Here is a 22,136-nt window from a genome sequence, read left to right as displayed (position 1 = left end):
CCGCCCTCCTCACACCTTCCGGTACGTGTACGCCTCGACGGCCGCCGCCTCCACCGCGGCCAGGTCCGCCCCCGTGGAGGCCGTGACCACCGCGGCCACCGCGCCCTCCACGAACGGCGCGTCCACCAGTCTGGTCCGCTCGGGGAGTTCGTCGCCCTCGGCGAGCAGCGCCTTCACGGTGAGCACCGCGCTGCCCAGGTCGGTCAGCACGGCCACCCCCGCCCCCCGATCGACGGACGCGGCCGCCGCGGCGATCAGCTCGGCGCTCGTGCCGAGCCCACCGCCCTCGGTGCCGCCCGCCGGCGCGACGGGGACCGATCCGCCGGCGCCCGCCAGACCCTGCGCCAGCTCCGCCACCGACGCGGCCACCGCCGCGCTGTGCGACACCAGCACGATCCCCACCAGCTTCTCGTCACTCACCGCCGGCCTCCGTGTCCGCCGAGGCCGCCACGAGTCCGGCGATCAGCAGCGCCGCCGACGTGGCCCCCGGATCCTGGTGCCCGATGCTGCGCTCACCCAGGTAACTGGCCCTTCCCTTGCGCGCCCGCAACGGCGTCGTCGCCACGGCGCCCCCCTCGGCGGCGTCGCGCGCGGCGGCGAAGGAGTCGCCGAGGGCGTCCACCGCGGGCACCAGAGCGTCGATCATCGTCTTGTCGCCCGGTGCGGCACCACCGAGCTGCCGTACCGCGTCCACCCCGGCGCGCAGCGCCTCGGCCAGTTGCCGCTCGTCCACCTCGACGGCGTCCCCGAGCGCCTTGCCGGTGCGGCGCAGCAGCGTCCCGTACAGCGGACCGGACGCGCCGCCCACCGTCGAGACGAGCAGCCGCCCGGCCTGGACCAGCACCGCCCCGGGCGTGGTGGGCAGCTCCTTCTCCAGCGCGTCCCTCACCGCCCGGAACCCGCGCTGGAGGTTACTGCCGTGATCCGCGTCCCCGATCGGCGAGTCGAGGGCGGTGAGCCGTTCCGCCTCGCGGTCCACGGACGCGGCGACGGCCGTCATCCAACGGCGGAAGAAGTCGGCGTCGAGCACGGGAACTCCTTTCGTGATAGGTACTCCTGAACCGAACCATGGCACCGGCGTGCCTCACATGCCCCAGCGCAGCCCCGGAGTCCGCACCGGCGCGTCCCACAGCCGCAGCAGTTCCTCGTCGATCCGGCACAGGGTGACCGAGGCGCCCGCCATGTCGAGGGAGGTGACGTAATTGCCGACCAGGACACGGGCCACCGGGACCCCGCGTTCGCCGAGCACCCGCTGCACCTCGGCGTTGAAGCCGTACAGCTCCAGCAGCGGGGTGGCGCCCATGCCGTTGACCAGGACCAGGACGGGGTCGCGTGGCGTGAGGTCCTCCAGGATCGCGTCGAGGGCGACCTCGGCGATCTCGGCGGACGTCATCATCGGCCGCCGCTCCCGGCCCGGCTCGCCGTGGATGCCGATGCCCAGCTCCAGCTCGCCGGAGGGGAGGTCGAAGGTGGGACTGCCCTTGGCCGGCGTGGTGCAGGCGCTCAGCGCCACACCGAAGCTGCGGGAGTTCTCGTTCACCTGCCGGGCGATCGCCTCCACCCGCTCCAGCGGCTGTCCCTCGTCCGCCGCCGCGCCCGCGATCTTCTCCACGAACAGGGTTGCCCCCGTGCCCCGCCGGCCGGCCGTGTACAGACTGTCGGTCACCGCCACGTCGTCGTCGACCAGCACCTTCGCCACCTGGATGCCCTCGTCCTCGGCCAGCTCGGCGGCCATGTCGAAGTTGAGCACGTCACCGGTGTAGTTCTTCACGACGAACAGCACCCCTGCCCCGCTGTCCACGGCCGCCGCGGCCCGCACCATCTGGTCGGGCACCGGGGAGGTGAACACCTCGCCGGGACAGGCAGCCGACAGCATCCCCGGCCCCACGAACCCGCCGTGCAGCGGCTCGTGCCCCGACCCCCCGCCGGACACCAGGCCCACCTTCCCGGCCACGGGAGCGTCCTTGCGCACGATCACCCGGTTCTCCACGTCCACCGCCAGCTCGGGGTGGGCCGCAGCCATCCCCCGCAACGCGTCCGCGACCACGGTCTCCGGGACGTTGATGAGCATCTCCATGGGTACCTCCTGGGAAGCCTAGCAGGACAGTCGCTGACCTGCGTCTTTGCTGGTCAGAGTGAGTGGGAGCGGTTTTCGATCTTGGCGGTTCGTGACGGCTCGGAGCGGGTTCTGGCGGTACTGATGCTGACTTAATGTTGACTTTGGCGACACCTCGTCAGGTCGGACAGGCAGTCGGATGCCGTGTGGTCGAGATCCCTGCTGACGGCAGTATCGGCCTTGCGGCAGCGAAGGTCACGCGCGAGAACGGCATGGGCGCGCCCCGGTCCCGAAACGGGCTGTGCCGAGCGTCGGCGTCTTGCGGGCCTTGATCAGTAGGCCGCTGGTCGAACAGGTCACCTGGTCGACTGTCCAAGCATGCTAGCCGGATCACCGGTGGGTGAGCTGTACTGAGATTTGTGGAGTCCCTGATGCCAGGGTTACCGTCCTGGCGAAGGAGAACTACCAGCGCCATGGCAGCACCCCGTAAATACCTCGACGAACTCCGCGAGCGCGCGATCCGTGAGGTCCGCGCCACCGGCCGCCCATCGCCCACGTCGCCAAGGATCTGGGCATCCGCAAGGAAGCCCTGCGCGGCTGGGTCCGCCAGGCCGAGGCCGACCACGGCGGGCGCGACGACCGGCTGACCACCGCCGAGCAGGACGAGCTCAGACAACTCCGCAAAGAAGTAGCCGAGTCGAGGCGGGCGAACGAGATCCTCAAAGCCGCCTCGGTGTTTTTTGCCCAGGAGATCGACCGTCCCCGGACGAGGCCGAGCTGGGGGTGCCCCCTCTGGGGGAGTGATCGACCACCTGCGTGACAGAGGTCTCGGGGTCGATCCCGTCTGCCGGGTGCTGGACCTGTCGCCGTCGACGTACTTCGCCCGCGAGAAGCGGCCGAAGACGGCCCGGCGGCTCCGCGGCGAGGAGCTCATGCCACTGATCGAGCAGGTCCACGCGGAGTCGGGCGGCACCTATGGCGCCCGCCGGATCACCCGCGCCCTTCGGCGCAAGGGACACGAGGTGGCCCGCTGCACCGTCGAGCGGCTGATGGCCGAGCTCGACATCGAGGGCGTCATCCGTGGCCGACGGCGGCGCACCACCATCCCGGAGCCGTCGGCACCCCGCCCGCCGGACCTGGTCGACCGCGACTTCACCGCCTCTCGGCCCGGCCAGCTCTGGGTGGCGGACATGACGTATGTCCGCACCTGGTCCGGCTGGGCATACGTGGCATTCGTCCTGGACGTGTGCTCACGGATGATCGTAGGCTGGCAGGCCGCGAACCACATGCGGACCGAACTCCCGCTGGGCGCCCTGGAAATGGCGCTGTGGAGACGGAGAATCAAGAAGGACTCCGGCCTCATTCATCACAGCGACCGCGGGTCGCAATACGTGTCAATTCGATACACCGACCGGCTGTCCGACATCGGCGCCTCAGCGTCGGTCGGCTCGGTCGCGGACTCGTATGACAACGCGATGGCCGAGGCCCTGAACGGCACCTTCAAGGCCGAACTCATCGAGATGCAGGGCCCCTGGAAGGACGTCGAGCGGGCGATCTTCCAGTGGATCACGTGGTACAACGAAGAACGCCTCCACTGCGCGCTCGACTACGTACCGCCCGCCGAGTACGAGCAAGCCTTCTGGCAGAGCCGGGAGCAAGTCCCGCAGTCCGCCTGAACCATCAAGATCGGGCTCTACGAAACTCGGGGCAGCTCGTGCGCCCCTGGCGCGTAGCAGTTGGTGGATTACCGCAACCAGTCTTCTGGGCCCACTCTCCGTCAACTTTGGAGTGAGGCCAACATCGAGCACTTCCAGGACGGATCAATCGCTCACTCGAAGTGGACGGAGGGCCGTCGGCAGAGGGCTCCGTCACCTCGTGTCTGAGGGCCGGGCGTGCTGCGCAGGTGACTGTCTTCGCTCACGGGGGAGGCGGTAGCTGCCCGTTCTTGGTCCCACCATGGCGCAGGTGAGTGGCATTTGCGTGGCGCCGTGAGACGGCGAAGACGCACCGGGGCCTTCCAGCGCGGCTTGTCATCAGGCCGGCTGTTCCGGTGGCGGGCCCTACCTGTGCTTGCCCCGAACTGCCCGCCGGGTCCGAGCGGAGCGGCGGGCAATGGCGCGTCGTCTGATCCGGCACCTGGCCGCCGAGCGGGAGCGAACCCCGATGACCGTCCCGCTGCTCCGCGTCACATGAGGAGACTTCCGTCGGCCCGGTCGACGGGATCGTCGGTATGTGGACGGTGCCCGTCACCTCCCGCTGCCAGGCAGCGGGAGGTGACGGGCACCGGTGAACGGAGACGTCAGCGCGCGAGTCGGATCCGTGTGATGGTGTCTTCGGTCGCGGTGGCACCGGACTTGTCGACCACGTAGGCGGTGCCGTCGGTGATCTCCACGTGGTTCGGGTTGATGCCGGTGGCGATGGTCTCCTCGACCACGCCCTCCTTCACGTCCACCCGGGTCACGTTGGCGGCGGTGCGGTTGACCACCAGGACGTCGCCGGAGCGCTCGTCGGTGGCCACGGACAGGGCGCCGGCGCCGGTTGCCACGGACCGGGTGACGGTGCCCGACTTCAGGTCGACCACGGACAGGGTGCCCGAACTCTGGTCGGCGGTGTAGGCGGTCTTACCGTTCTTGGACAGCGAGACCGAGATCGGGCCGTCACCGGCCGGGATGAGACGCGGGGTCTCGGAGCCCCGCGCCAGCTCGATCAGGCGGTCGTTGTTGAGGTCGGCCGCGTAGAGCGTGCCGGTCTTCTCGTTGACGGTCAGGCCGGTGGGGCCGGCGCCCTCGACGGTGACGCGCTCCTTCTCCTTCAGGGTCTTGGTGTCGAAGGCGACCAGGGTGCCGTCGCCGAAGGCGCTCGCCCACACCGTGTCGTGCTTCTCGTCGACGACGATCTCGCGGGCGTGGTTGACGTCCGGCAGGCTGGCGAGGTGCTCGCCGGTGCGCTGGTTGTAGACGGACACGGTGTTGTTGCGGGTGTTCGTCGTCCAGACGGTGTTGTGCTCGTCGTCGACGGCGACGCCGTAGACCGCCTCGACGGCGCTGGTGGCGGTGTCGGTGACCGGCGGGGTGAGGTCGGCCTTGATCTTCAAGGTCTTCGGGTCGACCTTCAGCAGGTGCGACTCGGTGACCGGCGGGCGGCCCACGGCGGCGGTGACCCACAGCACGTTGTTCCGCTCGGAGTAGGACGACTGGTACAGGCCCTTGGTGAGCGTGGCGGTGGTGACCGACGATCCGGCGGACTGCGCGGACGCGGTGCCCGCCAGGGCGAGGGTGCTGCCCGCGGCGACCGCCACGGCTATGGCGGTGGCGACCGCGGCGCGGCGGCGGATGGGGGTGGCGGGGATGGACATGGCGGTGAAACTCCCTTTTCTCGGTGATAAACGGACAACTGCGGAGGGGGAAGTGGCTCAGGTGGCCGCCCGGAGGCGGCGGTTTCAGGCGACCGCGGCGGGACCGGCGGCGCTGCGGCGGCGGATGACGAGGAGCGTGGTGGCGGCGGCCCCGGCCGCGCCGCCGGCCGCCGCGGCCGCCGCGGACCAGGCGATCGTGGCGTAGGAGACGAGGCTTTCGACGGACGCCGCGGCCAGGGTCCCGGCGGGGGTGTCCGGGGTGGTGGTCCCGGACGTCGGGGAGGATGCGGCGGCCCTGTCCGTCGCGGTGACGACCGTGAACTCCACCTTCAGTGTGGTGGCCGGGTTCGGGGCGAGGAAGCGCAGCCAGTGGCCGCCCGCGGAGGTGTCCACCGGGACGGTGACCTCACCTTCGCGGGTGCCGCTGTCGTCGATGTCCCACTGGCCGAGGATGGCCTCGTCGTCGAGCTTGACAGTGACCTTCTCCCCGGCGGGGAACCCGGTCACCGTGATGTGCAGGGTGCCGCCGGGCCGCACCTGGTCGGCGGTGATCTCGGCCTTGGCCCCGGCGGCGTTGGTCGCGCTGGCGGGGGCGCCCCAGGCGGCCGGCGCGGGGCTCGCGGCACCGTCCGCCGCGGAGGTGCCGGTCGCGCCGGTCGCGGAGGTGCCCGCGGCGCCGGACGTCACCGTGAAGTCGGCCCGGAGGCTGGTGGGCGGGTTCGGGGCGAGGAAGCGCAGCCAGTGCGCGCCCTTGGCGGTGTCGGCGGGGACGGTGACGCCACCGGTGTACGACCCGTCGGAGCCGACCGCCCACTGGCCGAGGATCTTGCCGTCGTCCAGCTTGACCGTCAGCTGCTGACCGGCCGGGAAGCCGGTCACCCGGAACGAGACCCTGCCGCCCGCGGCCACCCGGGAGCCCGCGGTGATGGTGGCGGACGTGCCCGCCGCCACATCGCCGGAGCCGGAGCCGCCCGTCGTCCCCGTCGAACCGCCGGCGCCGCCCGTACCGCTGCCCGACCCGCCGGAACCGCTGCCCGTGCCGCCGCCCGCCGAACCGCCGCCTGAACCGCCCGCCTTGGGCGAGGTGACGGTGATGTCCGCCTTCAGACTGGTGGCGGGGGAGGGGGCGAGGATACGCAGCCAGTGCCTGCCGGCCGGGACGGAGGCGGGGACGGTCACCGTGCCGGAGAACGTCCCGTCGGCCTTCACCGCGTCGGACCACTGGGCGAGGATCTCACCGTCGTCCAGCTTCGCCGTGACGTCCTGTCCCCCGACGAAGCCCGAGAGGGTGAAGGACACCTTGCCGCCGGCTGCCACCTCCCGCCCGCCGGTGAGCTTCACCGCGGGCTCGGTGACCGCCGACGGGGAGGGCGTGGGCGTGGGCTGCGCGGTCTGCGAGGGTGTGGGGGCCGGTGTCGGAGCGGGAGCGGCGGCCGTGACCGTCAGGTCCTCGCTGCGGACGCTCGTCTGCGGGGCCAGGAACCGCAGCCAGTGCCCGCCGCCGGTGCTCGCGTCGGCGGGGGCCGTGACCGAGCCCGCGACGCTTCCGTCGTCGCCGACGGTGAACTGCTTCAGCAGCGTCGCGTCGTCGAACTTGACGCTCAGGGTGGCCCCGGCCGGGAACCCGGTGGCCGTGAAGGGGACCGCGCCGCCCTGCTCCACGCTCCTGGCACCCAGGGTGACCGAGGGCGCGGCCGTGTCCTCCGCCAGTGCCACCGCGCCGGCGGCCCCCGTGTCACCGGTGGTGGCCATGGCCAGGGGGGCGGCGCACAGGGTGCCCAGACCGAGGGCCGCGCCGGCGGTCAGGGCGACCGCACGGCTCAGCCGGGCACCGGAGGGCGAAGCGGATCTTTCAGAGGTCATGGAAACTGCTCCTGGCAGGAGAAACGTCACGGAGAAGGACGTTCGAACAGAGGGGCACATCGGGGGCGGCGAAGCCGGCGCGGAACGGGATGTGCGATCAACTAAGGTAAGGCTAACCTAACCTGCAGATCGTGGACGGTCAAGATCATGGACAGTCAATTGGAATCCGTGTCCCCGCACCTCTCGGAGCCCCCGGAAGGCGCCCCGCACCGCCCGCCCCGTCTGCCCAGGCCGCACCCGGTGCCCCGCCTCGCCCGGCCGGTGTGCACACTGCCGGAACCGGGCGGCGAGGACGCCTTCTGGGCGGACGTGCGGGCCCGCGGCGGCACGCCCCTGGTGGGCCCCGACCCGCGCGGCGACGCCGACCACCGGGCGGTGACGTTCCTGTGGCGCGGCACCCCCGGCACCCGAACCGTCGAGGTCCTGCCCAACAAGCTCGGCGACCCGCGCGACCCCGACGGCAACCTCATGGAACGCGTCCCCGGCACGGACGTCTGGCACTGGACCCTGCGCCTGCGGCACGACTGGCGCGGCACCTACGACCTGTACGTCGACGAGGGCGACGGACCGGACCCGGGAACCCCCGCCTGCCGGCGCCGTCTGCGCACCCTGCGCCGCACCGACCCCTTCAACCCCCGCACGCTGCCCCACCGCTGGGAGGCGGAGCCGGTGTCGTACGCGGAACTCCCGGCCGCCCCGCGCGCGGTGGGCTGGGAACCGCGGCCCGGCATCCCGCGGGGCGCCGTCACGGAGCACACCGTGGCGAGCACCCGCCTCGGCGGCTTCCGCCGGGTCTGGCTGTACGAACCGCCCGGCGCGGTCCGGGAGCCGGCGGAGCTGCCGGTGCTGGTGCTGCTCGACGGCGAGCACTGGCAGCTCCGCCTCGGGCTCTCCCACCTCCTCGACAACCTCGTCGCCGACGGCCGAATCCCGCCCGTCGCCGCCGTGCTGCCGGAGGCCGTGGACGAGGCCACCCGCTGGGCCGAACTCTCCTGCCGGCCCGAGTACGTCGACTTTCTCACCGGTGAATTGCTGCCGTGGGCGGCGGGGCTCCTGCCCCTCGGCGACGATCCGGCGCACACCGTGATCGCCGGGCAGAGCCTCGGCGGACTCACCGCCGCCTACGCCGCCGCGGCGGCACCGCACCGCTTCGGCAACGCCCTCGTCCAGTCGGGCTCGTTCTGGTGGCCGGTGGAACCGGAGCCGGAGTGGCTCACCGGGGCCCTCGCCCGGACGCCCCGGCTGCCGGTGCGTTTCCGGCTCTCCTTCGGCGCACAGGAATGGGTGGCCCTGCCCGCTGCGCGCAGGCTGCGCGACACCCTGACGGCCCTCGGTTACCACGACTCCTCCTACCGGGAGTTCAACGGCGGACACGACTACCTCTGCTGGCGCACGGAACTGGCGGACGGGCTGGTGGAACTGCTGGGCCGCTGAGCCGGCTGCGGGGACCACTCCCGGCCCGCCGCCACCCGGCGCACGCACCGCTCGTACGGTGCGGGGCCGAAGCGGGACGTCCAGCCGGACGGAACCGCGCGCCACGCGGGCCACAGGGACCGGCGGCCCCCGGCGTTCTCCAGGACCAGGTGGCCCTCCCGGCCGTCCTCGGGGCCGGGACCGAAGGGGCCGGCCGGTTCCCGGGTCATGCCTCCAGCTCCTTCAGGCGGGCGGCCAGGAACGCCGCGACGTCGTCGAGGTACCGGTCCCGCATCAGCTGCGGGTGGGTGCAGTCGAGGTCGTGGTTGTCGAGGGCGCCGGTGACGTACGGACGCCAGGACTCCCTGGTCAGCCAGGACTCGGCGCGCGGGGCGGCGGCCGTGAAGAACAGCACGTCGCCGTCGTACGGGCGGTGTTCGTGCTCGCGCATCATGCGGGCGTGGTTGGGGACGATGTCGACGATCCGGGACAGGGTGCGGTCGGTGAGCCCGGCCAGCGGGCTGCCCGCCCGGCGCAGCGTGGCGAGCACGTCCTCGCGGGTGCGTTCGCCGGTGCGGTCGAAGCCCGCCATGCGCAGCACGGCCGTCAGCGCGTCGCCCTCCTCCGGAGCCGGACGCTCCCGCCACTGCTCGGAGGGGAAGGCGTCCAGCAGCGCGAGGAGTTCGACCTCCTCGCCGGCCTCCTGGAGCAGGACGGCGACCGTGTGCGCGAGGACACCGCCGACCGACCAGCCCAGCAGGCGGTACGGGCCGTGCGGCTGGACCTCGCGGATCCGCTCCGCGTAGTCCTCGGCCTCCTCCTGGAGCGTGCGCGGCAGCGCCTCGTCACCGGTCAGACCGCGGGCCTGGAGCCCGTACACCGGCTGCTGCGGGCCGAGCCGCGCGGTCAGTCCCACGTAGCACCAGGCGAGGCCGCCCGCCGGGTGGACGCCGAACAGCGGTGTCCGGTCGCCCTCGGCGCGCAGCGGCAGGATGACGCCGAGGGCGTCCCCGGCGGCCGGTGCGGCGGCGTCCAGCCGGGCGGCGAGCCCGGCCGGCGTCGGCGCCTCGAACAGGGAGCCGATGGTCAGCTCGGCGCCGAACTCCTCGCGGACCCGGCCGACCAGGCGCACCGCCAGCAGCGAGGTCCCGCCCAGGTCGAAGAACGCGTCGTCGGGGCCGGCCCCCTCCACGCCCAGCACCTCGGCGAACAGGCCGGTCAGCGCCTCCTCACGGGCGGAGGCGTACGGCCGCCCGCCGGTGCCGCCGGCGAACACGGGGGCGGGCAGCCCGCGCCGGTCCAGCTTGCCGTTGGGGGAGAGCGGGAAGGCGTCCAGGGCGACGACGGCCGCCGGGACCATGTGCTCGGGCAGCTCCCGGGCCAGCGCCGCCCGGACCCCGGCCGGATCGGCGCTGCCGGTCACGTAGCCGAGGAGCCGGTCGTCGCGGACCAGGGCGCACGCCGCGTCCACGCCGGGACGGGCGGCCAGCGCCGCCTCGACCTCACCGAGTTCGATGCGCTGGCCGCGGAGCTTGACCTGGTGGTCGGTGCGGCCGAGGTACTCGACCTCGCCGTTCGCCGTCCACCGGGCCAGGTCCCCGGTGCGGTACATGCGGGTGCCGGCCGGACCGAAGGGGTCGGCGACGAACCGGGCCGCGGTCAGCTCCGGCCGGCCCAGGTAGCCGTCGGCGAGCTGCGTACCCGCCAGGTACAGCTCGCCGGGGACGCCGGGCGGGCAGGGCTGGAGGGCGGCGTCCAGGACGTACAGGCGGGTGTTCCACACCGGCCGCCCGATCGGCACCGGGCCCGTGTCCGCCGGGTCGCACGCGTGGTACGTCACGTCGACAGCGGCCTCGGTCGGCCCGTAGAGGTTGTGCAGCTCCACGCCGGGCAGGGCGCGGGCGAACGCGGACGCCGTCTCGCGCGGGAGGGCCTCGCCGCTGCAGAACACCCGGCGCAGCGCGTCCGCGCAGTCGGCGGCCTCCGGGGCGGCCAGGAACACCTGGAGCATCGACGGTACGAAGTGGCAGGTGGTGACCGCCTGTTCACGGATCAGCCGGGCCAGGTGGAGCGGGTCCTTGTGGCCGCCGGGCTCGGCGACGACCAGCGTCGCGCCCTCGCGCAGCGGCCAGAAGAACTCCCACACCGACACGTCGAACGACGACGGCGTCTTCTGGAGCACGCGGTCCCCGGCCGTCAGCCCGTACTGGTGCTGCATCCACCGCAGCCGGTTGTCGATCGCCCGGTGCGGCACGACCACGCCCTTGGGGCGGCCGGTGGAACCCGAGGTGTAGATGACGTACGCCGGGTGGGCGGGGGTGAGGGCGCGGGCCGGGTCCGTCCAGGCGTACGACGACACGTCGAGCCCGTCCAGCACGACCACCTCGGTGCCGGCGCTGTCCGGGAGGCGGCCGGCGCGGTCGGTGACGGCGCACACCGGCGCGGCGTCGCCGAGCATGTACGCCAGCCTCTGCTCCGGGTAGTCCGGGTCGAGCGGCAGGTAGGCGGCGCCCGCCTTCAGCACCGCGAGCAGGGTCACGACCAGGTCCACCGAGCGCGGCACCGACACCGCCACCACCGCGCCCGGCCGGGCGCCGAGACGCTGGAGGTGCCGGGCGAGCCGGTTGGCGCGGGTGTTCAGCTCCGCGTAGGCCAGCTCGGTGTCCCCGAAGACCAGCGCGGTGGCGTCCGGGTTGCGGGCGGCCCGCGCCTCGATCGGTCCGACGAGCGTGGTCGGCGGCAGCGCCCGCTCCGTGCGGTTGAACTCCTCGACGACGAGGTCGGCCTCCGCCGGGGTCGCGACGGCGTGCACCGCCAGGGGCTGCTGCGGGTCGGTGCCGGCCAGCCGGTCCAGCAGGTCCAGGAACCGTTCCTGGTGCGCGGCGAGGCCGGAGTCCTCGTACAGCGCGGGGTTGCCGTCGTGGTCGACGCGCAGGCCCCGGCCGTCGGCGCGGTCGTAGACGTTGACCGTCAGGTCGTCCACCGGCCCCGCCGACAGGTTCCTCGCCCGGGCGGGGGCGCCCGCGAAGTCCACGCCGTAGTCGAAGGGCATGACGTTGACGAGCGGGCCGACCAGCGCCCGGCCCTCGCCGAGCAGGCCCAGGTCGCGGCGGATGTCCTCGTAGCGGTAGCGCTGGTGGCGGCGGACCTCGCGGATGCCGAGCACCACCCGCCGGACCAGCTCGGCGAAGGTCTCCTCGGGGGAGACGGTCAGCCTCAGCGGCAGCACGTTCATGACCATGCCGGGCACGCGCAGCGCCACCGAACCCATGCGGCCCATCATGGGCAGGCCCAGCACCACGTCGGTACGGGCCGTGGCGCGGGCGGTGCACAGGGCCTGCGCCGCGATCAGCACGTCCGGCCAGGTCGCGCGGAGCCGGGTCGCAAAATCCTTGAGCCGCTCAGTGGCGTCGGGGGAGAGGTGGGCGGTGCGGCGCAGGAAGGTGCGGGACGGGAGCGCGCCGCGGCCCGCGAGCCGTGGCGCCTCCGGCCGGTCGGCGAACGCCTCGGCCCAGTGCGCCCGGTCGGCCTCGAACGCGGCCGACTCCCGGTACGCGGTGTCGTCCGCGACCAGGTCGGCCAGGTGGCCGAAGCCGCGTGGGGCGGGTTCCTCACCGCGGACGAGCGCCGAGTACACCTCGGCGGTGCGGCGCACCACCAGCGAGTAGCCGTACCCGTCCATGACGAGGTGGTGGACGCGCTGGTACCACAGCCACCGGTCGGCGCCGACCCGGAACAGGGCGTGGCGGAACAGCGGCCCGGCCGCCAGGTCGAACGGCTCGGCGAGGTCGGCGCGCATCCAGGCCTCGGCCTCGGCCTCGGTGTCCGGCTCCCGTACGGTCAGCGGCGGTTCGACGACGTCCGACACGTGCTGCACGGGGCCGTTCGGGGTGTCCTCGATCCGCACCCGCAAGGCCTCGGTCTCGTCCGTCACCCGGCGCAGGGCGCGGGCGAACCGCACCGGATCGAGCGGTCCGTCGATCTCCAGGCACTCGGCGGTGTTCTGCGCGGGGCTGAGCGGGTCCAGGGCCTGGGCGAACCACATGCCCGTCTGGGCCGCCGTCAGGGGCAGGACGCTCATACCGCCCCCAGCAGGGACGCCCACGCCTCGATGGCGGGCCGTTCGGCGAGGTCGGCGAAGGAGGCGGTCACGGCGTGCTCGCGGCGCCAGCGTTCCAGGAGCGTCATGACGCGGATCGAGTCGAGCCCGTGGTCGACGAGGTTCTCGTCCACGGGTATGTCCGCCGGGTCCTCGCCGAGGCAGTCGGCGACGTCGGTGCGGATCCGCTCAAGGGTCAGCGCCATGGTCAGACCTCCGTCAGGAGCGCGTCGGTGGTGGTGACGACCGCGCAGCGGCCGGCGGTCCAGCGCAGTGCCATGTCGTGGTCGGCGCGGGAGAAGTCGGCGACGGCGTCGGCGACGACGAACGCCTGGATGTCCCGCTGCCAGGCGTCGGCGGCGGTCATCAGCACGCCGATGTGCGCGTACACGCCGGTGAGGACGATCTGGTCGCGGCCCCCCTCGCGCAGCAGGTCCGCCAGCCCCGTGCGCACGAACGCGCTGTACTTCCACTTGGTGAGCACGGTCTCCCCGGCCTCGGGGGCGACGGCCTCGGGCGCGGCGAGCCTCTCCGGGTCGTCGGGGACACCGGGCCCCCAGAAGTCGAGCTGGAGGCCCCGCTGCCGGGGCGTCTGACCGCCGCGCTGGGCGGAGTGGAGGACCGGCACGCCCAGGCGCCGGTACTCCTTGAGCAGACGGGCGGTGTTGCCGAGCATGCCGGTCAGGGGCTGCTCGCCGGAGGGGAAGGCGGACAGGAAGTGCTGTTGCAGGTCGTGCACGAGCAGGACGGCGCGCGCGGGGTCCACGGTCCAGGACACCCGGTTCTCCGGGAGTTCGTCCGGTGCCGGCAGCGGATAGGGGGCGATGGCGGGGAGTGCCATGGGGGGAGTCCTCTCGGTACGGTCAGGCCTGTCCGGCGGCGGACCGCAACTGCGTCTTGCTGATCTTGCCGACGCCGGTCCGGGGAAAGGCGTCGACGAATTCGACGAGGTCGGGGATCTTGTAGGCGGCGATGCCGCGTTCGCGGACGAACCGTTTGACCGCGGCCGGCTTCAGCGGCTCGGCGCCCCGCCGCAGGATCACGTAGGCGAGGGAGCGTTCGCCGAGGTACTCGTCGGGCACCGAGACCACCGACACGTCGTGCACCGACGGGTGGGCCAGGATGATGTTCTCGACCTCCTCCGGCGCGATCTTCTCGCCGCCCCGGTTGATCTGGTCCTTCGCCCTGCCCTCCACGACGAGGTGGCCGGTCGGGGTGCGGCGCACGATGTCGCCGGTGCGGTAGAAGCCGTCCTCGGTGAAGGAGCGCCGGTTGTGGTCGGGGGCCCGCCAGTAGCCGCGGATCGTGTACGGACCGCGGGTCAGCAGGTGCCCGAACTCGCCCTCGGGGACGTCGCGGTCCTGGTCGTCGACGATGCGGACATCGTCGTCCGGGGAGATCGGCCGGCCCTGCGTGGTGACGACCGTCTCGGTGTCGTCGTCCCGCCGCGTGTAGTTGACCAGGCCCTCGGCCATGCCGAACACCTGCATCAACGTGCAGCCGAGCGCGGGCTCCAGCCGGCGGGCGGCCTGCTCGCTGTACTTGGCGCCGCCGACCAGCACCAGTTCCAGGGTGGACAGGTCGTGCCCGGTGGCGGACGCGGCCTCGGTCCACACCAGGGCCAGGGGCGGCACCAGGGCCGTCATGGTGATCCGCTCGGTCTCGATCAGCGGGAACGCGGTGGCCGGATCGGGCTTCGGGGCGAGCACCGCCGTGCCGCCCGCGTACAGGACACCCAGCCAGCCCGGGGAACTCATCGGGAAGTTGTGCGCGGCCGGTAGCACGACCAGGAAACGCGTGTCGCCGTCCACGCCGCAGATCTCGTCGGAACCCCGCAGCGAGTACAGGTAGTCGTCGTGGGTGCGAGGGATCAGCTTGTTCAGGCCTGTCGTCCCGCCGGAGAGCTGGAGGAACGCCAGCTCGTGCGGCTCGGGCCCGTCGAATGGACCGGACGGCTCGCACGGCACCTCGCTCAGCGCCGTGTGCTCCCCGGGGTCCCCGGCCACGAACACGTGCCGCAGGCCCGGCGTCCGCTCCCGTATCCGCGCGGCCAGGTCCCGGTGGTCGAAACCGGCGTGCCGGTCGGGGACGACGTACGCGACGGCTTCGGTGAAGGAGCAGAAGTGGGAGATCTCCGTCTCGCGGTGCGCGGGCAGCGCGTACACCGGCAGCGCGCCGATACGGAACAGGGCGAAGACCACCTCGACGAACTCGCCGACGTTCGGCAGCTGCACGACGACCCGGTCGCCCTTGGTGATGCCGCGTGCCAGGAACCCGGCGGCGAGCCGGTCGGCGCGCGCGTCCAGCTCCCGGTACGTCCAGGTGCGGCGCTCGGGCGCCGGGTCGACCAGGGCGATCCGGTCGGGGTGGGCGGCGGCCCGCTCGCGCAGCATGCCGCCGAACGTCTCGCCGCGCCAGTGACCGGCGGCCCGGTAGCGCTCGGCGAACTCGGGCGGCCAGGTGGGGGCGTCCACACCGGGGGTGAGGGTCACAGCGCTGCTCCCACGGCGTGCAGGAAGGTACGGAACTTGGCGGCGGTCTCCGCGGTCTCGGCCTCCGGCGTGGAGGCGGCCACGACCCCGGCGCCGGCGAACAGCCGCAGGGTCGTGCCCTCGGCCTCGGCGCAGCGGATCGTCACCACCCACTCGCCGTCGCCGTCGGCGTCCTGCCAGCCGACCATGCCGGTGTAGGCGCCGCGGTCGAAGGGCTCCGACTCGGCGATCACCCGCCTGGCCCGCTCGGTGGGTGTGCCGCAGACCGCCGGGGTGGGGTGCAGCGCGGACGCCAGGTCGAGGGCGGTGGTGTCCGGGGCGGAGACCTCGCCGGTGACCGTGGTCGACAGGTGCCACATGGCAGCGGTACGCACCAGCGTGGGCCGCTCGGGCACGTCCAGCGCCCGGCAGAAGGGCGCCAGTGCCTCCCGTACGGCGGCCACGACGACGGCGTGCTCGTGCAGCTCCTTCTCGGACTCCAGCAGAGCCGCCGCGCGCCGCACGTCTTCGGCGAGGTCGGTGCTGCGCGGCGCCGATCCGGCGAGGGGGTTGGCGGTGAGCCGGCCGCCCCGGCGGGAGACCAGCAGCTCAGGGCTGGCGCCGACCAGGGTGCGGCCCGGCCCGCTCGGCACGGCGAAGGTGTAGCCGGCCGGGTCGCGGCGGGCCAGGCGGCGCAGCATGGCCGGCAGGTCCGGTTCCCGGGCGGAGGTCAGCTCCAGCGTGCGGGCGAGGACGACCTTGTCGAACTCCCCGGCCCGCATCCGCGTCACCGCGGCGGCGACCGCCTCGCCGTACCGTCCCGCGGCCGGGACCTCCTGGACCCGCCACTCGGGACGGTGCCCGTCCTCGGGCACGGGCAGCGCGATCAGCGGGTCCTCGCGCAGGGGCGGTGCCCAGCGCACCGAGTCGGGCACCGCCAGCGCGGCCGGGGCGTCCGGGGCGAAGGGCAGCGCCCCCACGACCACCGGCACGGGGGCACCCGGGCGGCGCAGCGCCTCCAGCGTCTTCCGCACCCGCCGGGCCGGGGGACGGGAGTCCTCGGGTATCCCGGCGGCGGTGCCGCGTCCCAGGAGCGTGCGGTGGGGGGTGGCGAGGAAGCGGTCGGTCGCGGGGCGGTAGGACTCCAGCAGCGCGGTCGCGGCGCCGGGGGTGACCGGTGCTCCGGTGGGCCGGTGCGGGGTGTCGGGCAGCGGTTCGTGCAGGGGTTCGTGCAGGGAAAGGGACATGGCTGTCTCCAGTGGGGAGGACGTGTGCCGAGGGCCCGGGTCAGGCCCGCAGGGTGGCGCCGCCGTCGACGTACAGGTTGTGCATGGTGATGTGCTGGGCGTGGTCGGAGGCCAGGAAGACGACGGCGTCGGCGATGTCGGAGGGGTCGGCGATCCGGCCGAGCGGGATGCCCGTGCGGTAGGTCGCCGGGTCGCCCTCGACCACCCGCTGGGCGGAGGCCTCCTCCTCGCCCGCCGTCCACAGGGCGCGCTGCATGTCGGTCATGGTCGAGCCGGGGGAGACCGCGTTGCAGCGCACGCCCTGCCGCGCGACCTCCAGGCCCAGGCACCTGGTGAACATGACCGCGGCGGCCTTGGACGCGGCGTAGGCGGCGAAGCCCGCGCGAGGGACGCCTCCCGCGTTGGAGGCGACGGTGACGATGCTGCCGCGGCCACGCCCGGCCATGCGGCGGGAGGCGGCGCGCGAGACGTGGAACACCCCGGTGGTGTTGACCGCGAAGTGCGCTGCCCAGTCCTCGTCGGAGAGGCCGGCGACGGGTCCGTCGCGCAGGATGCCGGCCACGTTGACGGCGATGTCCAGCGGGCCGAGGGTCTCCTCGGTCCCGGCCACCAGCGTCTCCACGGCGGTGGCGTCGGTGACGTCCAGCGGGCGGGCGGTGACCCGCCCGTCGTGCCGGGCGGCGAGTGTCTCCACGCCCGCGGGGTCGAGGTCGGTGGCGACCACGCGGGCGCCCTCCTCGACGAGGGCCGTGACCACCGCCGCGCCGATGCCCCGGCCCGCCCCCGTCACGAGGGCGAGCCGGCCGTCGAGTCCGGGCGTCACGAGGCGAGCGCCTTCGTCACGTCGTCCAGGACGATCCGGGCGGCCAGGGGGCCGCCGGCGCTGTTCCAGGCGGAACCCTGGACGACCACGACGTGGCCCTCCTGTTCGGCCTTGAGCCTGCTGAAGTTGGGCACCTTCTGGGCCTCGGCGTACGCCTTCTCACCGTCGGCCTTCTCGCCGAGGGTGCCGAAGAACAGCCAGTCGCCGTCGATGGTGGACAGCTTCTCCAGGCTGACCGGCTCGCTGTGGCCGGTGCCCACGCCCTGCTGGTCCTCGGGCCGCTGGAGGCCCAGGGCGGTCAGGGTGGCGCCCACGTGGCCCACGCCCCGGCCGACCGCCGACGGCGCCTTGTTCTGCCAGCGGATCACGCTGACGACCGCTCCGGCGTTCTCGCCGAGCTTCCCCTTGGCGGCCGTCACGTCGGCGTCGAAGCCGGTGAGGATCTTCTCGGCCTCGGCCTTCCGGTTCAGCGCGTCGGCCGTGGCGGTGAAGGCCTTCTTCCAGTCCTCGTTCAGCTTGGCGGTGACCACGGTCGGGGCGATGGACTCCAGCTTGGAGACCTCGCCCTTCACCGCCGTGGTCTCGTCGAGCAGGATCAGATCGGGCTGGAGCGCGGCCAGCTTCTCCATGTCGGCCTCCGCGACCGTGGCGACCACCTGCGCCTCGCCCGCCTTGTCGGCCAGGTACGTGGACACGCCCTTCTGACCGCGTCCGGCGGTGGCGCCGGCCGGCTCGATGCCGAGCGCGAGAGCGGCGTCCAGGGTGGGCTCGCTGAGCGTCACGACCTTCCTCGGCTCGGCGGGCACGTCGACCTTGCGGCCCGTGGCGTCGGTGACCTGACGGGTGCCGGTCTCAGAGCCGCCCGCGCTGTCGCCGCCGCCGTCGTCACCGCAGCCGGTCAGGAGCAGGGCTCCGGTGACGACGGCGGCGGGGACGAGGACGGTTCTGCGGGAGGCACGTGCAGGGGACATGAAGGAGTCGCTCCTCGGAAGGGTGGTGGGAAACGGAAACGGAAAACGGGGCGGGACAGGGAGATGGGAACGGGGAAACGGGACGGGACGGGGGAAGGTGGGCGGGACGGGGGAAGGGGAGGCGCGGGAGGGGAGTCGGCGGGCGGAAGGGAGCGGGCGGAAGGGGGCGCGAGGCGACGGGTCAGAGGGTGGGGCCGCCCAGCAGGCGGACCAGTCCGTCCGCCAGAGCGCCGTGCCAACAGGCGTAGTCGTGACCGCCGTTGAACTCGGTGCGGGTGACCTGGCGGCCGGTCGTGCGCAACGCGTCGTACAGGGCGCGGCTGTGGTCGACCATGACCCCCTCGTGTAGTCCGACGTCCAGATGGACGCGCACCGGCCGGGCGGTTCCGGCGGCGTAGCGGGCGACGAGCCAGGGCGTGCCGTGGACCGGCGGTTTGGGTCCGGCCGGCGGCGGCTGTCCGGGCCGCCACCACAGGGAGGCGGATTGGGCGAGGACGTTGCCGAACCGGTCGGGCCGCAGGTACGCGGCGTACAGCGCGGTTACGCCGCCGAGGCTCTGTCCGGCGACCACGGTGCGTTCGGGGTCCGTGGCCAGCGGCCAGCGTCCGGCCGCCCAGGGCAGCAACGCGTCCGCCAGGAAGGCGACGAACGGTTCCCGGCCGCCGAGGTCACGCCAACGGGTCCGCCGGTCCACGGCGTCCGGTGCCAGCACGGCCAGCGGTGGCAGCGCGCCGTCGGCGATCAGCGCGTCCAGCGTGTCGCCGAGTCCGAGCCGCCCGAACCACATGTCGCCGTCGCACAGCACCACGGTCGGCAGGGGCGCACGGGCGCCGGCTTCGTGACCCGGCGGCAGATAGACCCAGACGTCCCGGTCCCCGACCGGCGCCGAGCCCTGGACCCGGTGCCGCTCGACCCGCCCGGCCGGCACCGTGCCCCGCCGCCCGGCCCACCGCTGGGCGGGTGCGTCGGGCAGGGCGAAGATCGAGGCGTCGGACTCCCCGCGGCGGGTGGCGACGGTACGGCGGTTGAGCGGGTCGGCCGCGGCGAACGCGGTCAGCGACCGCAGCCGCTGCTGGAGTCCGTCCGGGTCCGAGGGCGGTTCCCGGAGCGAGATGTCGGCGGCCAGCCGGTAGGAGCCGCGGTGGTCGGCGCGCAGCCGGAGCCCCAGATGCCAGACGTCGGTGCCCGGGACCCGCTCCAGCAGTGAACCGGCCAGGTGGGCGCGGTCGGTGAGGCGGTTGCCGAAGAACAGCACCTGCCGGGTGGCGCGGTGACCCCGCCACAGGAACGTGACCGCCCGATGGCCGGGCGCACCGTCGAGCTCCTCGACGAGCGGGGTGCCCAGCCTCTCCGCCTCCTGCCAGAACTCGGCTGCCAGGGCCGCCCGTCGGGCGTCGTCGGCCCCCTCCACGGCCTCCAGCAGCTGTGCGACGCGCGGTCCCGTCACCCGCTCCGGGCGGATGTCCGGCGCGGTGGCACCGCGAGGGGTGGATCGAGTGAGCGTGGTCATCGGTGTTCTCCGTGAACCGCCGGTCGGAGCGTGCAGGGCAGGCGAAACTGCCGACAAAATCGTCAACAGCCAAGGTAAGGTTAGCCTAAGCTAAGCACATGTCCACTGGAATGTGTGCCCTGCACCTAGACGCTTCGGTGCCCGTCGTCCGGCGCTCCGCCCCCCGGACGGCCGTCTCGTGAGCACCACGACGGCCGCAGCCCCACCGAGGGGGGAGCAGGATGGGAAGAGGCCCCGCACCAGGGCTCCCCGGCGCGCGGCGGGCCTGCTCCTCGGCGTCCTCCTGCTCGTCGGGGCGACCGCCCTCTCCCTGGCCGTAGGGGCCAGGCAGATGCCGCTCGACCAGGTCTGGTCCGCGCTGTTCGACCCGTCCGGTACCGAGAACGACGCGATCGTTCGGGACCTGAGGCTGCCCCGCACGCTCATCGGCGCCGCCGTCGGCGCCGCCCTCGGCCTCGGTGGCGCCGTCATGCAGACCCTGACCCGCAACCCGCTCGCCGATCCCGGACTCCTCGGCGTCAACGCGGGCGCGTCGGCCGCGGTCGTCACCGCGATCGGGGTCCTCGGCATCACGTCGTTCACCGGACACCTGTGGTTCGCACTCGCCGGCGCGGCCCTCGCCGCCACCGCCGTCAACGCCCTCGGCGGCGGCCGGTGGGCGACACCGGTGCGGCTCGCGCTGGCCGGGACCGCCGTCAACGCGGCCCTGTTCGGCTACGTCAACGGCCTCTCGCTGTGGCACCTGAGCACGCTGGACGAGATGCGGTTCTGGTCGGTCGGCACCCTGGCCAACCGCGAGGTGTCCCTGCTGGTCACCGTGGCGCCCCTGCTCCTGGGCGGCGCCGTGCTCGCCCTCGCCCTGGCCCGGCCGCTCGCTGCCGTCGCCCTCGGCGAGGACCACGCGCGGGCACTGGGGACCCGGGTGCGGCGCGTGCGGGTGCTCTCCGTGGTCGCCATCACCCTGCTGTGCGGCGGCGCCACCGCCGTGTGCGGGCCGATCGGCTTCATCGGCCTGATGATCCCGCACGCCGCCCGCGCCTTCTGCGGGCCCGACCCGCGTCGGCTCATCCCCTGCTGCGCGGTGTTCGCACCGGTGCTGCTGCTCGTCTCGGACGTGATCGGCCGCGTCGTGATGCCGCCGTCCGAGATCGAGGTGGGCACGGTCACCGCGTTCCTCGGCGGACTGCTCTTCATCCATCTCGTACGGCAGCGGAAGGTGGCCCAGCTGTGAGCCTCGTGAAGGACACCCCCGTGCGGACCCGCGCGGAGGTGCGGCGCGGACTGCTGCGCACCGGCCGCTGGTCGCTGCGCTACGGCGCCCGGACCCTGCTGGTCTGCGTGGTGCTCGCCGTGCTCACGGCAGGCGCCATGGTGCTGGCCATCGGCAACGGAACCTACGAGCTGTCCCCGCCCGAGGTGCTGAGCACGCTCGCCGGCGACGGGCCGCCGGGCGCCGGGTTCGTCGTCCTCGACCTGCGCCTGCCCCGGGCTCTCGTGGCCGCGCTGGTCGGCTTCGGGCTGGGCATGGCGGGCGCGGTCTTCCAGTCCCTGACCCGCAACCCGCTGGGCAGCCCCGACGTCATCGGCTTCGGCAACGGCGCCTCGGCCGGCGCGCTCGTGGCCATCATCGTCCTCGACGCGGGCGCGGCGCGGACGGCCGTCGGCGCGGTGTGCGGCGGCGCGGCGACGGCCGCCGCCGTCTACCTGCTGGCCTGGAAGCGCGGGGTGCACGGATACCGGCTGGTCCTCGTCGGCATCGGCGCCTCCTCGGTGCTGGGCGCGGCGACCAGCTTCCTGTACCTGCGCGCCGACATCGGCAAGGCCGCGCAGGCCGCCGCCTGGACGATCGGCTCGCTCAACGCCCGGGACTGGAACGACGTCCGAGTCGCCGCGCTGGGCCTGGTGGTGCTGGCGCCGATCGTCCTGGCGTACGGACGACGGCTGACCATGCTGGAGATGGGCGACGACTCCGCCGCCGCGCTCGGGGTGCCGCCCGAGCGGAGCCGCCTGGTGCTGCTCGGCGCGGGCACGGGCCTCACCGCCCTGGCGGTGGCGGCGGCCGGCCCCGTCCCGTTCGTGGCGATGGCCGCCCCGCAGTTGGCCCGCCGGATGACCCGGGCGGCGGGCCCGAACGTCCTGGCCGCCGGGTGGACCGGAGCGTTCCTGGTGACCGCCGCGGACCTGGTCACCCAGCGCCTGACCGGCTCCGCCCTGCTGCCGGTCGGTGTGGTGACCGGCGTGGCGGGCGGGGCCTACCTGGCCTGGCTGCTGCGCGCGGAGCGCAGGGGCTCCCGGCTGTGACGGGGGAGCCGGCCGCCGAGCGGGACT

17 protein-coding genes and 1 pseudogene are annotated in these 22,136 nt (G+C 73.6%); 4 read left to right on the top strand and 14 right to left on the bottom strand.

Features of this window, described 5'->3' with window-relative positions; genetic code table 11:
• Positions 1-9: 9 nt before the first annotated feature.
• Genes KYY02_RS13595 through dhaK form a run of 3 tightly spaced genes read right to left on the bottom strand, consistent with a single transcriptional unit; the run spans position 10 to position 2,077 of the window.
• The gene (locus KYY02_RS13595; protein WP_371238174.1) at positions 10-420 is read right to left on the bottom strand and encodes a PTS-dependent dihydroxyacetone kinase phosphotransferase subunit DhaM; all 411 of its coding nucleotides are present in this window, start codon (positions 418-420) and stop codon (positions 10-12) included.
• On the bottom strand, positions 413-1,030 hold the full coding sequence (gene dhaL, locus KYY02_RS13590; protein WP_371238173.1) for a dihydroxyacetone kinase subunit DhaL: 618 nt from the start codon (positions 1,028-1,030) through the stop codon (positions 413-415). Before dhaL ends, KYY02_RS13595 begins: the two co-directional genes overlap by 8 nt.
• A 54-nt stretch (positions 1,031-1,084) precedes the next feature.
• Positions 1,085-2,077: a dihydroxyacetone kinase subunit DhaK gene (gene dhaK, locus KYY02_RS13585; protein WP_371238172.1), complete on the bottom strand. Its 993-nt coding sequence runs from the start codon at positions 2,075-2,077 to the stop codon at positions 1,085-1,087.
• 452 nt (positions 2,078-2,529) lie between these two features.
• Here dhaK and KYY02_RS13580 point away from each other — a divergent pair.
• Positions 2,530-3,732 (top strand): annotated as a pseudogene (locus KYY02_RS13580) (IS3 family transposase).
• Between the two features lie 623 nt (positions 3,733-4,355).
• Here the strand turns inward: KYY02_RS13580 and KYY02_RS13575 are convergent.
• Both KYY02_RS13575 and KYY02_RS13570 read right to left on the bottom strand, forming a co-directional pair.
• Positions 4,356-5,411: a YncE family protein gene (locus tag KYY02_RS13575; protein ID WP_371238171.1), complete on the bottom strand. Its 1,056-nt coding sequence runs from the start codon at positions 5,409-5,411 to the stop codon at positions 4,356-4,358.
• A gap of 84 nt (positions 5,412-5,495) precedes the next feature.
• Positions 5,496-7,274 (bottom strand): hypothetical protein, encoded by a 1,779-nt coding sequence (locus tag KYY02_RS13570; protein WP_371238170.1) that lies wholly within the window; start codon positions 7,272-7,274, stop codon positions 5,496-5,498.
• A gap of 147 nt (positions 7,275-7,421) precedes the next feature.
• Between KYY02_RS13570 and fes (KYY02_RS13565) the strand changes: the two genes are divergently transcribed.
• On the top strand, positions 7,422-8,708 hold the full coding sequence (gene fes / locus KYY02_RS13565; RefSeq protein WP_371238169.1) for an enterochelin esterase: 1,287 nt from the start codon (positions 7,422-7,424) through the stop codon (positions 8,706-8,708).
• On the opposite strand, the gene KYY02_RS13560 is transcribed toward fes (KYY02_RS13565), so the two are convergent.
• From KYY02_RS13560 to fes (KYY02_RS13520), 9 genes are all read right to left on the bottom strand, one after another.
• Entirely contained in the window at positions 8,651-8,917 is a 267-nt protein-coding gene (locus KYY02_RS13560; protein ID WP_371238168.1) for an MbtH family NRPS accessory protein, read from the bottom strand. The genes fes (KYY02_RS13565) and KYY02_RS13560 overlap by 58 nt on opposite strands.
• The gene (locus tag KYY02_RS13555; RefSeq protein WP_371238167.1) at positions 8,914-12,768 is read right to left on the bottom strand and encodes a non-ribosomal peptide synthetase; all 3,855 of its coding nucleotides are present in this window, start codon (positions 12,766-12,768) and stop codon (positions 8,914-8,916) included. Before KYY02_RS13555 ends, KYY02_RS13560 begins: the two co-directional genes overlap by 4 nt.
• On the bottom strand, positions 12,765-12,992 hold the full coding sequence (locus tag KYY02_RS13550; RefSeq protein WP_371238166.1) for a phosphopantetheine-binding protein: 228 nt from the start codon (positions 12,990-12,992) through the stop codon (positions 12,765-12,767). Before KYY02_RS13550 ends, KYY02_RS13555 begins: the two co-directional genes overlap by 4 nt.
• 2 nt (positions 12,993-12,994) lie before the next feature.
• Positions 12,995-13,627 carry an isochorismatase family protein gene (locus KYY02_RS13545; protein ID WP_371238165.1) on the bottom strand — a complete coding sequence of 211 codons (633 nt, stop codon included), beginning with the start codon at positions 13,625-13,627 and terminating at the stop codon, positions 12,995-12,997.
• A 22-nt stretch (positions 13,628-13,649) separates the two neighbouring features.
• On the bottom strand, positions 13,650-15,278 hold the full coding sequence (locus KYY02_RS13540; protein ID WP_371238164.1) for a (2,3-dihydroxybenzoyl)adenylate synthase: 1,629 nt from the start codon (positions 15,276-15,278) through the stop codon (positions 13,650-13,652).
• The gene (locus KYY02_RS13535) at positions 15,275-16,504 is read right to left on the bottom strand and encodes an isochorismate synthase (protein ID WP_371238163.1); all 1,230 of its coding nucleotides are present in this window, start codon (positions 16,502-16,504) and stop codon (positions 15,275-15,277) included. Before KYY02_RS13535 ends, KYY02_RS13540 begins: the two co-directional genes overlap by 4 nt.
• 40 nt (positions 16,505-16,544) lie before the next feature.
• The gene (locus KYY02_RS13530) at positions 16,545-17,327 is read right to left on the bottom strand and encodes a 2,3-dihydro-2,3-dihydroxybenzoate dehydrogenase (protein WP_371238162.1); all 783 of its coding nucleotides are present in this window, start codon (positions 17,325-17,327) and stop codon (positions 16,545-16,547) included.
• Complete coding sequence (locus tag KYY02_RS13525) at positions 17,324-18,298, bottom strand: ABC transporter substrate-binding protein (RefSeq protein WP_371238161.1); 975 nt, start codon at positions 18,296-18,298, stop codon at positions 17,324-17,326. Before KYY02_RS13525 ends, KYY02_RS13530 begins: the two co-directional genes overlap by 4 nt.
• Before the next feature lie 181 nt (positions 18,299-18,479).
• Positions 18,480-19,808, bottom strand: a complete 1,329-nt coding sequence (gene fes / locus KYY02_RS13520; RefSeq protein WP_371238160.1) for an enterochelin esterase — start codon at positions 19,806-19,808, stop codon at positions 18,480-18,482.
• Positions 19,809-19,986: 178 nt separating this feature from the next.
• On the opposite strand from fes (KYY02_RS13520), the gene KYY02_RS13515 reads away from it, so the two are divergent.
• Together KYY02_RS13515 and KYY02_RS13510 are read left to right on the top strand one after the other, a co-directional pair.
• Positions 19,987-21,039, top strand: a complete 1,053-nt coding sequence (locus tag KYY02_RS13515; protein ID WP_371238159.1) for a FecCD family ABC transporter permease — start codon at positions 19,987-19,989, stop codon at positions 21,037-21,039.
• Complete coding sequence (locus KYY02_RS13510) at positions 21,036-22,109, top strand: FecCD family ABC transporter permease (protein WP_371238158.1); 1,074 nt, start codon at positions 21,036-21,038, stop codon at positions 22,107-22,109. The genes KYY02_RS13515 and KYY02_RS13510 overlap by 4 nt, the downstream gene beginning before the upstream one ends.
• Positions 22,110-22,136 lie beyond the last annotated feature (27 nt).

Origin of the sequence: Streptomyces pimonensis (genome assembly GCF_041380215.1) — a bacterium.
Taxonomy (GTDB): Bacteria; Actinomycetota; Actinomycetes; order Streptomycetales; family Streptomycetaceae; genus Streptomyces; species Streptomyces pimonensis.
This window is presented reverse-complemented; position numbering and strand designations above follow the sequence as displayed.

Coding starts and splice junctions, on each gene's coding strand:
- KYY02_RS13545 (WP_371238165.1), bottom strand. CDS start 13,627: ATGGCACTCCCCGCCATCGCCCCCTATCCGCTGCCGGCACCGGACGAA.
- KYY02_RS13535 (WP_371238163.1), bottom strand. CDS start 16,504: ATGTCCCTTTCCCTGCACGAACCCCTGCACGAACCGCTGCCCGACACC.
- KYY02_RS13570 (WP_371238170.1), bottom strand. CDS start 7,274: ATGACCTCTGAAAGATCCGCTTCGCCCTCCGGTGCCCGGCTGAGCCGT.
- KYY02_RS13555 (WP_371238167.1), bottom strand. CDS start 12,768: ATGAGCGTCCTGCCCCTGACGGCGGCCCAGACGGGCATGTGGTTCGCC.
- KYY02_RS13575 (WP_371238171.1), bottom strand. CDS start 5,411: ATGTCCATCCCCGCCACCCCCATCCGCCGCCGCGCCGCGGTCGCCACC.
- fes (WP_371238169.1), top strand. CDS start 7,422: ATGGACAGTCAATTGGAATCCGTGTCCCCGCACCTCTCGGAGCCCCCG.
- fes (WP_371238160.1), bottom strand. CDS start 19,808: ATGACCACGCTCACTCGATCCACCCCTCGCGGTGCCACCGCGCCGGAC.
- KYY02_RS13560 (WP_371238168.1), bottom strand. CDS start 8,917: ATGACCCGGGAACCGGCCGGCCCCTTCGGTCCCGGCCCCGAGGACGGC.
- KYY02_RS13525 (WP_371238161.1), bottom strand. CDS start 18,298: ATGTCCCCTGCACGTGCCTCCCGCAGAACCGTCCTCGTCCCCGCCGCC.
- KYY02_RS13550 (WP_371238166.1), bottom strand. CDS start 12,992: ATGGCGCTGACCCTTGAGCGGATCCGCACCGACGTCGCCGACTGCCTC.
- dhaK (WP_371238172.1), bottom strand. CDS start 2,077: ATGGAGATGCTCATCAACGTCCCGGAGACCGTGGTCGCGGACGCGTTG.